Here is a 14,221-nt window from a genome sequence, read left to right on the forward strand (position 1 = left end):
AGACAATTTATATTTAAGGAGTTAAAATGCCATTATTAGACAGCTTTAAAGTTGACCATACTAAAATGCCAGCTCCTGCTGTGCGTTTAGCTAAAGTTATGAAAACACCTAAGGGTGATGATATTAGCGTGTTTGATTTGCGTTTTTGTATACCAAATAAAGACATTATGAGCGAAAAAGGTACACATACCTTAGAACATTTATTTGCAGGATTTATGAGAGATCATCTTAATTCAAATTCAGTTGAAATTATTGATATTTCACCTATGGGTTGTCGCACGGGTTTTTATATGAGTTTAATTGGAACACCAGATGAAAAAAGTGTTGCAAAAGCTTGGGAAGAAGCTATGAAAGATGTTTTAAGCGTAAGCGATCAAAGCAAAATTCCTGAACTTAATATCTATCAATGCGGAACTTGCGCAATGCATTCTTTAGATGAAGCCAAACAAATTGCCCAAAAGGTTTTAAATCTAGGTATTAGCATAATGAATAACAAAGAATTAAAACTCGAGAATGCTTAAAAAGAATCTTTATTTTTTAGACGATTAAGCTTTAATTAATATATTTTTATATATGATTTTGAAATTTTATTATTTTAAAAGGAGAAAAAATGAAACTGATGTGCGAGATGTGTAGTATCTAGTGCGTCCTTTGGCTTAACATTATGTTTCCAAAGGTCCAAAAAGTGGATAAGGAGATATAATGTGTAAGAAAGTCAAAAAAGTTTATTTTTTCAAAATACTCATTTAAAATCTTAACTTACAAAAATTTCTCTAAATAAAATTTAATTCAAAATATCTTCTTATCCTTAATTTTAATTTAAGGAGCAAAAATGAACTTACCTATACTTGATTTACAAGCTTATGAAAAAGATAAAAGCACTTTTCTTAAAAATTTAAGAGAAATTGCTTCTAAAATAGGTTTTTTTTATCTTATCAATACCAGTATAGATAAAAATTTAAACGAGAAATTATTCAAACTTGGCAAAGAATTTTTTAATCTTTCTAGAAGTTCGAAAGAGCTTATTTCTATGGTACATTCTCCTCAATTTAGAGGTTATACTAGCGAAGGTTTTGAATACACAGCAGGATCTAAGGATTATAGAGAACAACTGGATATAGGCACAGAAAGAGATGCTTTAAACTGGAATTTAAACTCACCCTTATGGCAAAGACTAGAAGGTCCTAATCTTTGGCCTAGTGAAATTCCAGAACTTAAAAAAACTTTCTTAACTTGGCACAAACAAACCAAAAAAGCTTGTTTAAAGCTTTTAAAAGCCTTCGCTCAAGCTCTTGATCTACCTAACAATGCTTTTGATAAACTTTATGGAGAAAATTCTTACGAACATTGTAAAATCATACATTATCCAAAAAGCTCAAAAAATATCACTCAAGGCGTAGGTTCACATAAAGATGGTGGGCTTATCACTTTTGTTTTTCAAGAAAAACAAAGCGGACTTGAGGCTTTTATAGATGGTAAATGGCTTAGTATACCCCCACTTGAAAATAGCGTTGTAGTTAATATAGGAGAATTTTTAGAACTAGCTACCAATGGCTATTTAAAAGCTACTATTCACCGCGTGAATTTAAGCCCAAAAGAACGCTTTAGCATAGCTTATTTTCTTGGAGTGCAGCTTGATAAGGATATACCTATTTTTAAGTTAAATCCAGAGCTTGCTAAAGAAAGTAAAGGTATGGATACTGATCCTAAAATCCACTTTTAAGAAATGTTGCAAGTAATTATTTTAAAAGAATGATACGCTCTCATCCTGATGTGGCAAGTATTTATCATAGTGACTTGATAGAAAAATTTAAATTTGCGTAAAGGAGAAAAAATGACTTTATTTACTAAAGCTTTTTGCGTCGCTACTCTTTTTACCAGTTTTGCATGGGCAAATGAAGAACTTAAAGTTGGCTCTTCTATAACACCTCATGCAGATATTTTAAGATTTATAAAATCAGCGCTTCAAAAACAAGGTTATGATTTAAAAATTTATGAATTCAATGATGGGGTAATCCCTAATGTAATGGTTGAAAATGGTGAGTTAGATGCTAATTATTTTCAGCATGAGCCTTATTTAAAAGAATTCAATCAAAGACAAGGCACTCATCTTGTAAAAGTTGCTAGTATCCATATAGAACCTATGGCAGTGTATTCTAAAAAACATAAAAAATTTAACCCCGAGGAAGGACAAAGCATTTCTATACCCAATAATCCTACAAATGAAAGTCGTGCTTTACGCATTGTAGCAAGCAAAGGACTTATAGAAGTTAAGGATAATGAGCTCATCACTCCTTTAGATATCACTAAAAATCCTAAGAAGCTTAAATTTGTAGAGTTAAAAGACGCTCAACTTACAAGGAGTTTAGATGATGTAGATTATTCTCTTATTAATAGCAATTTTGCTATTTTAGCAGGTTTAAACCCTGTAAAAGATGGGCTTTATACAGAAAGTAAATATAGTGAATATGGCAATATCATCGCCGTTAAAGAAGGTAATGAAAACCTTCCTAAAATCAAAGCCCTAGTAAAGGCCTTGCAAAGCGATGAAGTTAAAAAATTTATAGAAGAAAAATATCAGGGTGCTTTAATCCCTACATTTTAAGGAGAACAAATATGAAAAATTCAATCATTTCTTACCCAAGAATAGGTGCAAATAGAGAATTAAAATTTGCTATTGAAAAATACTTTAAAAACCAAAGTTCTAAAGAGGAGCTTTTAAAGAGTGCTAAGGATTTAAGGATTAGACACTGGCAAGAAATTCAAAAAGCTGGCATTGATTTTATCCCTAGTAATGATTTTTCACTTTATGATAATGTCTTAGATGCAGCTGTGCTTTTTAACATTGTTCATACAAAGTATAAAAATTTAAATTTAGATGCTTTAGATGAATACTTTGCTCAAAGTCGAGGTTATCAAGGAGAAAATGGAGATGTTACAGCCTTAGCAATGAAAAAATGGTTCAATACAAATTATCATTATTTGGTGCCTGAGTGCGATAATGCTGATATTATAGCTTTAACAGGGGATAAAATTTTTAAAGAATATCTCGAAGCTAAAGAGCTTGGCATAGAAAGCAAGCCTGTTTTAATAGGCATTTTCACACTTTTTAAACTCATTGCCTTTAAAGATGAAAAAACTCAAAAACTCGCCAAAGAAAAGCTTTTAAACGCTTACATAGAGCTTTTTGATAAACTAAATGAACTTAAAGTAACATGGCTTGAACTTGATGAGCCTTATTTGGTTTATGATTTAAGCAAGGAAGATATCGCTTTGTTTGAAGAATTTTACCAAGAGCTTTTAAATCACAAAAAAGATCTTAAAATTTTACTTCAAAGCTATTTTGGAGACTTAAGAGATATTTATCCTAAACTTTTAGAAAGCAAATTTGATGCTTTGGGTCTTGATTTTATCGAAGGTAAACAAAGCTTAGCCTTGATTCAAAAATACGGCTTTGCTAAAGATAAAATCCTTTTTGCAGGTCTTATTAACGGCAAAAATATCTATGCTAATGATTATGCTAAAAGCCTAAAGCTTATTAAAGAACTTCAAAAATATACACAAAATATCGTCTTAAACACCTCTTGTTCGCTTTTGCATGTGCCTTATAGCACTGAATTTGAAAGCAAATTAGATTCAAGCTATCTTAAACTTTTTGCCTTTGCTAAAGAAAAACTTCAAGAACTTAAAGATTTAAAAGAAATTCTAAATTCTAGCGAAGAAAATCCGCTCTTTAGAGCCAATCAAGAGCTTTTTAAAAATATCCCAGAGCGTTTAGATGAAAAAGTCAAAGCAAGGCTTAAGGCTTTAAAAAAAGAAGATTTTACCAGAACGCCTAGTTTTAAAGAACGTGCCTTAATCCAAAAAGAATTTTTAAAACTCCCTCTTTTACCAACCACAACCATAGGTTCCTTTCCTCAAAGTGCCGATGTAAGATCTAATCGCCTTGCCTTTAAGCAAGAAAAAATTTCAGCTCAAAACTACACTGAATTTAACCAACAAAAAATCAAAGAATGCATACAAATTCAAGAAGAAATAGGACTTGATGTTTTAGTGCATGGAGAATTTGAAAGAAATGATATGGTGGAGTATTTTGGAGAGAATTTAAAGGGCTTTTTATTTACTCAAAATGGCTGGGTTCAAAGCTATGGCACAAGGTGCGTTAAGCCTCCTGTAATTTGGGGTGATGTATCACGCACAAAGCCTATCACCTTAGCTTGGTCTAAATTTGCACAAAGTTTAAGTCAAAAAATCGTAAAAGGTATGCTAACTGGACCTGTAACCATACTTAATTGGTCCTTTCCAAGAGAAGACATCAGTCTAAAAGAAAGCACTGAGCAAATTGCCTTAGCTATAAGAGATGAAGTATTAGATCTTGAAAATGCAGGTATAAAAATCATACAAATTGATGAAGCGGCTTTGCGTGAAAAACTGCCTTTAAGAAAAAGTGATTGGCATAGTGAGTATTTAGATTGGGCTATTCCTGCTTTTAATCTTGTGCATAGCGGGGTAAAAGCTAAAACTCAAATTCACACTCATATGTGTTATAGTGAATTTAGTGATATCTTAAAAGAAATTGACGCTATGGATGCTGATGTGATTTCTTTTGAAGCTTCAAGATCAAACTTAAGTCTTTTAGATACCCTAAAAGCTATTCGTTTTAAAACTGAGGTGGGACCAGGAGTTTATGATATACATAGCCCTAGAGTTCCAAGCGTAGAAGAATTAAGTTTAACTATAGAAAAAATTTTAAACAAATTACCTAAGGAGCAAATTTGGATCAATCCAGACTGCGGACTTAAAACAAGAGCCTATGAAGAAGTTATAGCCTCTCTTAAAAATTTAGTTACGGCTACGCAAAAAATACGAGAACAATTATAAGGAGTTTTCATGTGTAGTTTTTCTTTTGAAGTTTTTCCACCAAGAAAGGATGAAAATATCAAAAATCTTCATGCTATCTTAGATGATTTAGGGCAATTAAGCCCTAATTTTATCAGCGTAACCTTTGGAGCTGGAGGCTCTATTAACTCACAAAATACTTTAGAAGTTGCAAGCTTAATCCAGGAAGAATATCAAATTCCTAGCATAGTGCATTTACCTTGCATCCATTCTAGTAAAGAAAAAATCACTCAGATACTTCAAAAATGCAAAGAAAAAAATCTTAATCAAATTCTTGCTCTAAGAGGCGATATATGTGAAAATTTAGAAAAAAGTAAAGATTTTTCTTATGCTAGTGATTTAATTTCTTTTATAAAAAAACAAGAATACTTTGAAATTTATGCCGCATGCTATCCTGAAAAACATAATGAATCTAAAAATTTCATCGAGGATATACACCATCTTAAAACTAAGGTAAATGCAGGAACAGACAAGCTCATTACTCAACTTTTTTACGATAATGAAGATTTTTATACTTTTAAACAAAATTGTGCTTTAGCAGGTATTGACATACCTATTTACGCAGGTATTATGCCTATTACTAACAAAAGACAGGTTTTAAAAATTTCTCAACTTTGCGGAGCTAAAATCCCTCCTAAATTTGTTAAAATTTTAGAAAAATATGAAAATAATGCTTTGGCTTTAGAAGATGCAGGTATCGCTTATGCTTGCGATCAAATTGTCGATTTAATCACAAGTGGCGTAGATGGAATTCATCTTTATACTATGAATAAATCCAAAGCGGCTATTAAAATTTATGAAGCTGTAAAGCATTTGCTTAAAGAAGAGCTTCATGCTTAGAAAATAAACTATTTTTTGCTTTTATCTTAACTTATTTTCATTTTTTAGCTTATGGTTTTCTATAAGTAAAACAAAAATTAAAGATAAAAGCAAACCTGGTATAATACCCAAGCAAAGATAGAAAAAAGAATTATATTTAAAAAAGAAGAAAAGTGCACCAAAAAGCATTAAAGCTAAAGATGCACCTTTGAAAAATTCTAAAATATAGATCAATGACCTTCCTCAACAACAGTTGCACCCGCTAAATATACATAAGTTAAAATCATAAAAATAAAAGCTTGTAAAAATGCCATAAAAGTTAAAAGCACATAAGCAGGAAGTGGAGCTATGTAAGGAACTAAAGCTAAAATTACCATTAAAAATAAATCGTCGCCTTTAATATTTCCAAACAAACGGAAGGACAAAGAAACCACACGAGAAAGATGAGAGACTATCTCTATAGGAAACATCAAAGGAGCTAAAAGTTTAATAGGTCCCATGAAATGAGCAAAATACTTTACAAAACCTTGTGCCCTAATACCCTCAAAATGATAATATACAAAAACTATAATAGCCAAGGACAAAGTCAAATTTAAACTTGCAGTTGGAGCGTGAAAACCAGGTATTATACCTATAATATTACTAAAAAACACTATAATCCCCAAAGTTGCAACCAAAGGAAGATATTTTCTTGCACCTTTTTCACTTCCCATGGTATCTCTACCCATAGATAAAACTCCCTCTAAAAAAGCCTCACCTAAATTTTGCATACCGCGTGGAACAAGTTGCATAGAACGAGTAGCCATCATAGCCACTATAACAGCAATTAAAGCTACCAAACCTATGTGAAAAAAATAAGAAAAAGTATGACTTGCATCAAGCAAAGAGCTAAATAAAAATAAATCTTTCATGGTTTCCTCAAAAATTTTATTCTAAACTCGGAATTCTAGCAAAATCTTACTTATATTTTAATGAAAATTTACATCCATTCTAAAACTTGCGAAAGTTCTTTAGCAACAAAACACTTAAGCCCTATATCTTCCAAAGGCTTAGAAGGAACAATGGCATTTTTAAATTTTTGCATTTTAGCTTCTTTTAAACGCGTATCAAGGCTAAAAACCTCTCTAATTTCTCCATTTAAACTAAGCTCCCCTATAAAAATACTATCTTTGCTCAAAGGGCGATTTTTAAAACTTGAAATAATCGCAGCAACCACAGCCAAATCCGCAGCAGTTTCACTTACTTTTACTCCGCCGCTAATATTTACAAATACATCATAATGCCCTAAAGGAATTTCAAGTTTTCTTTCAAGCAAAGCCAAAAGCATATCTAAGCGATTTTTTTCATATCCTGTAGCGCTGCGTTTTGGATAAGAACTTTCGCACACTAAAGCTTGAACTTCTAAAACCAAGGCACGAGATCCTTCCATCACAACACCTAAAGCACTTCCTGAAATAGCCTTTCCACGAGTAAAAAAACGATTTGCCAAATCTTTTGCACTGATCAAACCCTTAGCAGTCATCTCAAAAATACCTACTTCATTCGTTCCACCAAAACGATTTTTAAAGCCTCTTAAAAGTCTGATTTCTTTAGTGGCATCTCCTTCAAAATAAAGCACCACATCTACCATATGCTCAAGAACCCTAGGCCCTGCTATAGCACCTTCTTTAGTAATATGCCCTATGATAAAAGTACTGATATTATAAGCCTTACTCACACGCATAAGTTCAAAAGTAATCTCACGCACTTGAGTGATGCTTCCTGCTGCTGAAGTAATTTTATTTGAATATAAAGTTTGTATAGAATCAATGATAAGAATGCTATAATCTTTTTTGTGCAATTCTTCTAAAATATTTTCAAGGCAAAGTTCAGTAAGTAAAAATAAATTCGGAGTATTAGCCTCAAGACGATCAGCTCTTAATTTAATCTGAGCTTTACTTTCTTCGCCACTGACATAAAGCACTTTTTTACCCTGTTTAGCTAAATTTGAAGCAATTTTTAACAAAAGTGTAGATTTTCCCACACCTGGACTTCCGCCTATAAGCACTAAAGAACCTTCAACAAGCCCTCCGCCTAAAACCAAATCAAGCTCATTATCATCTGTGCTGTATCTTGTAAAATGTTCTAACTCCACATCTTCAATACAAACAGCCTCACTTGTTTTCATACTAACTTGCGCAAGCTCTTTTAAAACTTTAATTTGCTCAGCTTTTAATTCTACAAAACTATCCCAAGCTCCACAATCAGGACATTTTCCAAGCCATTTGCTTTGTTGATTTCCACAAGCTTGACATTCAAAAAGTGCTTTATTTTTTGCCATTATTCAAAAATAGGATCTAATAAAGTATCTAAGTAAGCACTTGCATTAAATTCTTGTAAATCCGTCATTTGCTCACCCACGCCTACATAAAAAATAGGAAGCTCAAGCTCTCTTGCTATACTAAAAAGTGCACCCCCTTTAGCTGTCCCATCAAGCTTTGTAATAATCACACCATCAAGTTTTACAAGCTCATTAAAAGCTTTAGCTTGTAAAATTCCAGCATTTCCCTGTGTTCCATCTAAAACTAAAATTTTTCTATGGGGTGCGCCTTCTAAAGCTTTGTTTGAAATTCTTACAATTTTTTCAAGCTCATGAGCTAAATTTTTTTGATTTTGCAAACGCCCTGCTGTATCGATAATAACTCTATCAAAATCCTTTGCTTTTGCTTTAGAAATGGTATCAAAAGCAACCGCTGAAGGATCATGCCCTTGTGCAGTTAAAACTATATCTACATCCACTTTTTGCGCCCAAAGTTTTAATTGCTCAATCGCACCTGCTCTAAAAGTATCACACGCCCCTAAAATCACTTTTTGATTTTGGTTTTTGTATAAATAAGCAAGCTTGGCAATACTTGTTGTTTTTCCTGCTCCATTTACTCCTAAAATAAGCTCTACAAAAGGTTTTTCTTGATTGGTTTCTTTTTTTTCATAAAGAAAATAAGAACCCATAACACGCTTTAAATCTTCTTTTTTTACTTCATTTTGAGGTGGTAAATAATAAATTATCTCTTCAACTATTTCATAACTTACATCTGCTTCAAGCAAAATTTCTTCAAGCAAATCTTTGGTTATTTTTTTGTTCTCTCCTTTAACTCCAACAATATTTTCAAGAGTTTTTGCAAGTCCTTTTTTAAAAAAATTAAACATTAAAGTATAGCCTTTTGTATATCGATTTCTAGCATTTCTTCAGGAATAAGCCCTAAATACTGATTAATCAATTTAGAATGCTTGTTGTAAAGAAACATAGTAGGAATTCCATTTACCCCGCCTAAAGCTTTAGCTAAAAGATAGTTATTTTCACCATTAGCGACTTTATAAGATATTTTATGCTGTTCTATAAATTTTTGAATCTCATCGTTAGATTTATCTTCTAATAAAACTCCAACTATGTTAAAATCATTATTATACTTTTCTTGTAATTTATTAAGATGAGGGATTTCAGCAATGCAAGGGGTACACCAAGTAGTAAAAAATACAAACAAAGTTGCCTTATCTTCATCGTTGAAATTTAAAACGGCATTTTCTTTTTTAACTGAAATTGATCCTCCATCAATCAAATTAAGTTTAAAATTCATATCATCACTTTGATTGATACTTGCCTCGGTACTTAAATTTACATCATTTTGCTGCTTTTCTTTATCATTGCCACAAGCAACAAACAAACAAGATATTGCCACTAGTAAAAGTATTTTTTTAATCTTCATTATTTATCAATCCTTTATTCTTCTTTATAAAAATGCTAAAATTATAACATACATAAGATAATATTTTTTTAAAGGCATATTAATGGAAAAAACAGATTTTAGGGCATTGCAAAAAATACGCCTTTTCAAACATTCAAAACTAAATTTCAAACAAGATTATAAAATATTTAAAGAATGTCTTAAAATAATAAAACTATTTAAAGCTAAAAATATTTTAATTTTTATTCCTTTGCATTATGAACCAAACTTAATAAAATTTCGCCATATTCTTAATAAAAATTACAAACTTTTTGTTCCATTTATGCAAGATAAAAGTTTAAAAATTGTAAAATTAAGATTGCCTTTTATTAAAAAAAGGTTTGGGGTTTTAGAGCCTATAGATTCTTTTTTTAAAGCAAAAATTGATTTAGCTATTGTGCCTGTAATTGGCGTCGATAAAAATTTAAAAAGAATAGGACATGGGCAAGGTTTTTATGATAGATTTTTTGAAAATTTAAATTACAAACCTCATATAATATTTGTCCAAAGTATAGATGCTTTAAGTCAAAATAATCTAACACAAAAGCATGATATTTCAGGAAAATTATACATAAACCCTTATAAAAAATATTACAAGAAAGAAAGAAAAAATGATAGAATCACTTATCGCACTTATAGCCGCTATAGTCGGACTCGGTATAGGATATTTAGTTGCAAAAAAAATCAATGATGCCAAATATGAAATTTTCGTAGAACAAGCTAAAGCCAAAGCCAAAGCTATAGAATACGAAGCGGAGCTTATTTTAAAAGATGCAAAAAATTCAATTCTTAATGCAGAATTAGAAGTTAAAAAAAAATACGAAGAAAAAACTCACAAAATTCAAAAAGATTTTAATCAAAAATTTGATGATCTTTCTAAAAAAGAACAAAAACTTCAGCAAGAAGAAGAAAAACTAAAAGAAGATAAAGAATACCTTTGCAAGTCACAAAAACACATTCAAGACTTACAATCTGATGTTGATAAATTAAAAAATAAATATCAAGAAAAACTTGACGATGTTTTAAAAATTTTAGAACATTCTACAGGACTTACGCAAAATGAAGCCAAAGAAATCATTCTTAAAAAAGTAGAAGAAAATTCTCGCGAGCAAATTGCACATATAGTAAGAAAATATGAAGAAGAAGCAAAAAATGAAGCCAAAAGAAAAGCTAACTTCATCATTGCTCAAGCTACTTCTCGTTTTGCAGGTGAATTTGCAGCTGAAAGACTTATCAATGTTATTAACATTAAAAACGATGAACTTAAAGGACGTATCATTGGTAAAGAAGGGCGCAATGTTAAAACCTTAGAAATGGTTTTAGGTGTTGATATTATCATCGATGATACACCAGGTGCTATTATAGTAAGTTGTTTTAATCTTTATCGCCGTGCTATTGCTACAAAAGTTATAGAACTTTTAGTTGAAGATGGCAGAATTCAACCCGCGCGCATAGAAGAAATTCACGAAAAAGTGTGTAAAGAATTTGATAGTGCTATTCTAGAAGAAGGCGAAACCATAGTTATGGATCTAGGTTTAAATAAAATACACCCTGAAATTGTAAAACTCATAGGAAAACTCAAATACCGAGCAAGCTATGGACAAAACGCTTTAGCACATTCTTTGGAAGTGGCTCACCTTGCAGGAATCATTGCTGCTGAGTGTGGTGGGGATGAGAATTTAGCACGTCGTGCGGGAATTTTACATGATATAGGAAAAGCATTAACCCACGATTTTGAAGGATCTCATGTGGATTTAGGTGCAGAACTTTGCAAACGCTATAAAGAGCATCCTGTAGTAATCAATGCTATTTACGCACATCATGGACACGAAGAAGCTACAAGCATAGAATCAGCAGCTGTTTGTGCAGCAGATACTTTAAGTGCTGCACGACCTGGAGCTAGAAGAGAAGTATTAGAAGCTTTCTTAAAAAGAGTCAGTGAGCTAGAAGATATCGCTAAAAGTAAAGAAGGAATTAAAAATGCCTATGCAATCAATGCCGGAAGAGAAATTCGCGTCATAGCCAATGCTCAGCTTGTTAATGATGATGAAAGTGTACTTTTGGCTAAGGAAATAGCAGCTGAAATTCAAGAAAAAATGCAATATCCTGGTGAAATTAAAGTCAATGTTATACGTGAACTTAGAGCTGTAGAATACGCTAAATAAGGTTTATTATGCAAGATATGATTGATACTTTAATAAAATATGGTTATATTGTTTTATTCTTTTACTCTTTAGGGGGCGGAATGGTTGGAATTTTAGCCGCAGGAGTTTTAAGTTCTCAAGGAAAAATGGATCTTAGTTTTTGCATTGCTCTTGCTTTTATTGCTAATACCATAGGTTCAACTTTGCTTTTTATACTTGGAAAATATTACAAAAAAGATATTATGCCTTATTTTAAAAAACACCGACGCAAGCTAGCCCTTGCTATGATGAAAACAAAACAACACGGAATTATTTTACTTGTAACTCAAAAATTTATTTATGGTTTAAAAACTTTCATTCCCATAGCTGCAGGTATGGCAAAATATAATTTTATTAAATTTTTTATTATCAATACTCTAGCTAGTTTGGCATGGGCTATTGTTCTAGGTTTTGCTGCTTATACTTTTGGGTATGTTATTGAAGCAATTTTTGATAAACTGAGTTTATATCCTTATGCCGCTCCTTTATTTTTATTATTTTTAGCTGGAATAATTTGGCTTTATTTAAGTAAATTTTCTAAAAAATAATGTCTCTATGGAATTCTTTTTTTTACTCTTTTAAAGAATTTCATTATTTATTTTTATCTGTTGTTATTATTTTTATTTTTAATATCCTTTTAGAATATAATAATTTTTTAAAATTTAAAAACCAAAAACATTACTTTATAAATAACGCTCTATTAACGCACCAATATACAAAATATAATAAAAAAAATAAAAAATACTGGGTTTTAAAGTTACAAACTGAAAACTTCACTTTTTATACTACAAGTTTTAAGGATTTAAATTTAAGCAAGAATCAACTTTTAAGCCTTAGAATTATCACCCATAATATTAACTTTAAAGACTATCTGAGCAAAAGTTTTTATGTACCTTCTTATGATTTTGAAAAATTAAAAGAAAAAGAATACAATCCCATTATATCTTACTTCTTAAATCAACATACAAATGAAAAAATTAAAGAATTTTATGGTGCTTTATTTTTTGCACTGCCCATATCTTTAGAGCTTAGAAACGATGTAAATTACTATGGCATAGCACACCTTATAGCAATTAGCGGTTATCACATAGGCTTGCTTTTTAGTTTAATTTTCTTTATTTTAGCTCCAATTTATAGTTTTTTCCAAAAAATATATTTTCCTTATAGAAATTTACGTTTAGATTTAAGTATTTTAATTTTTACACTACTTTTAGCTTATGCTTGTTTAATAGGATTTATCCCTTCTTTTGTGCGCTCCTTGATTATGGCTTTTTGGGTTTTTTATCTATTGTGCAAAAATATAAAAATTATTAATTTCTTTACGCTTTTTTGTAGTATTTTATTGTGCATTTCTCTTTACCCTAGACTTTTATTTAGTATTGGATTTTTATTTTCTATTTTAGGTGTTTTTTATATTTTTTTATATATGCATCATTTTGCAAATAAATTTAATAATCTTATAAATATTATTTTGCTTAATATTTGGACTTTTTTTGCTATGGTTTTACCTGTGCTTTATTTTTTTCCACTTATAAGCTACCAACAAATTTTAGGTATTATTTTGAGTGGAATTTTTGTAATATTTTATCCTTTAGTATTATTTTTGCATCTTATAAACTATGGAGATTTGCTCAATTTTATCTTAGATGAATTTTTTAAATTTAAAATTTATGGAACTAATATCTATATCCCATTTTGGATTTTTATAAGTTATCTTATTGCTTCTTTAATCTCTGTACGATTTAAATATCTAGCTTTTCTTTGTATTTTTGCGAATTTTATTCCCTTCATTATGATTGTAATTTAGAAAATAATAGAGTTTAAGCCCAAAAAGATAAATAATCCAAGAAATATAAATCCAAATAAAAAAGAATAAAATAGTAGAAAAAGATCCATAAACACTAGCGTATGTTTTATTATATACCACATAATATACAAATAAATTTTTTCCTATATACCAAATAGCACCCGCTCCAAAAGATACTAAAGCTAAACTTTTAAGAGTTCCCTTATGAACAGAACTTGAATAAGATATAAAAAATAAACCCCAAATAATTACAAAGGGTAAAATTTCAAAAAAATTAAACCCTATTTTATAATCATCTAAAGTTTGTTGGATAAAACCTGAAATATAAAAACTAAGCCCAAGCCCCAAAGGAACAAGAGTTAAAAGAGTCCAATAAGAACTAATGCTTTGCCAAAGTCCTTTAGGTTCATTTTTAGTAATACGATTGATTACAAAATCATAGCCTGAAAAAAAAGCTAAAGAAGTAAATGCCATAGCAATAAGACCTACAATACCCAAATTTACACTATTTTTTAAAAAAGTATCGATGTAGGTAGCAACAACATCTTGTTGCGTTGGTATTAAAAAAGCAAAAATTACTTGCTTTGCTTTTTCATAATAAGCTTTAAAACTAGAAATTTGCGTAAAAACAGAAAAACATACAAATAAAATAGGTATTAAAGATAATACAGTATAAAAACTAAGCGCTGCTGCATAATTTAAAATTTCCTTATCACGCAAATTTAGCAAAATAGTAAAAAAATTTTTCACCT

14 protein-coding genes and 1 pseudogene are annotated in these 14,221 nt (G+C 30.5%); 9 read left to right on the top strand and 6 right to left on the bottom strand.

Annotated features, from left to right (window positions below):
* Nucleotides 1-26 precede the first annotated feature (26 nt).
* The 5 genes and pseudogenes from luxS to metF all read left to right on the top strand — a co-directional run bounded on the left by luxS (nt 27) and on the right by metF (nt 5,739).
* A complete protein-coding gene (luxS, locus tag SR63_RS05750) occupies nt 27-521 on the top strand; it encodes an S-ribosylhomocysteine lyase (RefSeq protein WP_002860433.1) in 495 nt (164 codons plus the stop codon).
* A gap of 311 nt (nt 522-832) precedes the next feature.
* A pseudogene (locus SR63_RS05755) lies at nt 833-1,824 on the top strand (isopenicillin N synthase family dioxygenase).
* Nucleotides 1,825-1,834: 10 nt separating this feature from the next.
* Complete coding sequence (locus SR63_RS05760; RefSeq protein WP_002877094.1) at nt 1,835-2,605, top strand: MetQ/NlpA family ABC transporter substrate-binding protein; 771 nt, start codon at nt 1,835-1,837, stop codon at nt 2,603-2,605.
* A gap of 11 nt (nt 2,606-2,616) precedes the next feature.
* Nucleotides 2,617-4,881 (top strand): 5-methyltetrahydropteroyltriglutamate--homocysteine S-methyltransferase, encoded by a 2,265-nt coding sequence (gene metE, locus SR63_RS05765; protein WP_002877092.1) that lies wholly within the window; start codon nt 2,617-2,619, stop codon nt 4,879-4,881.
* 9 nt (nt 4,882-4,890) lie between these two features.
* Entirely contained in the window at nt 4,891-5,739 is an 849-nt protein-coding gene (gene metF, locus SR63_RS05770; RefSeq protein ID WP_002859283.1) for a methylenetetrahydrofolate reductase [NAD(P)H], read from the top strand.
* Between the two features lie 21 nt (nt 5,740-5,760).
* Here metF and SR63_RS05775 read toward each other — a convergent pair whose 3' ends face one another.
* The 5 genes from SR63_RS05775 to SR63_RS05795 form a co-directional block, all read right to left on the bottom strand.
* Nucleotides 5,761-5,952: a membrane protein gene (locus SR63_RS05775; protein WP_002852856.1), complete on the bottom strand. Its 192-nt coding sequence runs from the start codon at nt 5,950-5,952 to the stop codon at nt 5,761-5,763.
* Entirely contained in the window at nt 5,949-6,629 is a 681-nt protein-coding gene (locus SR63_RS05780; protein WP_002858390.1) for a F0F1 ATP synthase subunit A, read from the bottom strand. The genes SR63_RS05775 and SR63_RS05780 overlap by 4 nt, the downstream gene beginning before the upstream one ends.
* Before the next feature lie 68 nt (nt 6,630-6,697).
* Nucleotides 6,698-8,038, bottom strand: coding sequence for a DNA repair protein RadA (gene radA / locus SR63_RS05785; RefSeq protein ID WP_002854001.1), 1,341 nt, complete (start codon nt 8,036-8,038; stop codon nt 6,698-6,700).
* Nucleotides 8,038-8,904, bottom strand: coding sequence for a signal recognition particle-docking protein FtsY (gene ftsY / locus SR63_RS05790; RefSeq protein WP_002858085.1), 867 nt, complete (start codon nt 8,902-8,904; stop codon nt 8,038-8,040). The genes radA and ftsY overlap by 1 nt, the downstream gene beginning before the upstream one ends.
* Nucleotides 8,904-9,461, bottom strand: a complete 558-nt coding sequence (locus tag SR63_RS05795; RefSeq protein ID WP_002866214.1) for a TlpA family protein disulfide reductase — start codon at nt 9,459-9,461, stop codon at nt 8,904-8,906. The genes ftsY and SR63_RS05795 overlap by 1 nt, the downstream gene beginning before the upstream one ends.
* An 82-nt stretch (nt 9,462-9,543) precedes the next feature.
* Here SR63_RS05795 and SR63_RS05800 point away from each other — a divergent pair, with 82 nt between their 5' ends.
* Genes SR63_RS05800 through SR63_RS05815 form a run of 4 tightly spaced genes read left to right on the top strand, consistent with a single transcriptional unit; the run spans nt 9,544 to nt 13,469 of the window.
* Nucleotides 9,544-10,170: a 5-formyltetrahydrofolate cyclo-ligase gene (locus tag SR63_RS05800; RefSeq protein ID WP_002860439.1), complete on the top strand. Its 627-nt coding sequence runs from the start codon at nt 9,544-9,546 to the stop codon at nt 10,168-10,170.
* Complete coding sequence (gene rny, locus SR63_RS05805) at nt 10,091-11,644, top strand: ribonuclease Y (protein WP_002853829.1); 1,554 nt, start codon at nt 10,091-10,093, stop codon at nt 11,642-11,644. The genes SR63_RS05800 and rny overlap by 80 nt, the downstream gene beginning before the upstream one ends.
* Nucleotides 11,645-11,652: 8 nt before the next feature.
* Entirely contained in the window at nt 11,653-12,210 is a 558-nt protein-coding gene (locus tag SR63_RS05810; RefSeq protein ID WP_002866215.1) for a DedA family protein, read from the top strand.
* A complete protein-coding gene (locus SR63_RS05815; RefSeq protein ID WP_002877089.1) occupies nt 12,210-13,469 on the top strand; it encodes a ComEC/Rec2 family competence protein in 1,260 nt (419 codons plus the stop codon). Before SR63_RS05810 ends, SR63_RS05815 begins: the two co-directional genes overlap by 1 nt.
* Here SR63_RS05815 and SR63_RS05820 read toward each other — a convergent pair.
* A complete protein-coding gene (locus SR63_RS05820) occupies nt 13,413-14,219 on the bottom strand; it encodes a YihY/virulence factor BrkB family protein (protein ID WP_002854134.1) in 807 nt (268 codons plus the stop codon). The genes SR63_RS05815 and SR63_RS05820 overlap by 57 nt on opposite strands.
* Nucleotides 14,220-14,221: the final 2 nt, after the last annotated feature.

It is taken from the genome of Campylobacter sp. 2014D-0259 (genome assembly GCF_008000505.1).
Taxonomy (GTDB): domain Bacteria; phylum Campylobacterota; class Campylobacteria; order Campylobacterales; family Campylobacteraceae; genus Campylobacter_D; species Campylobacter_D jejuni.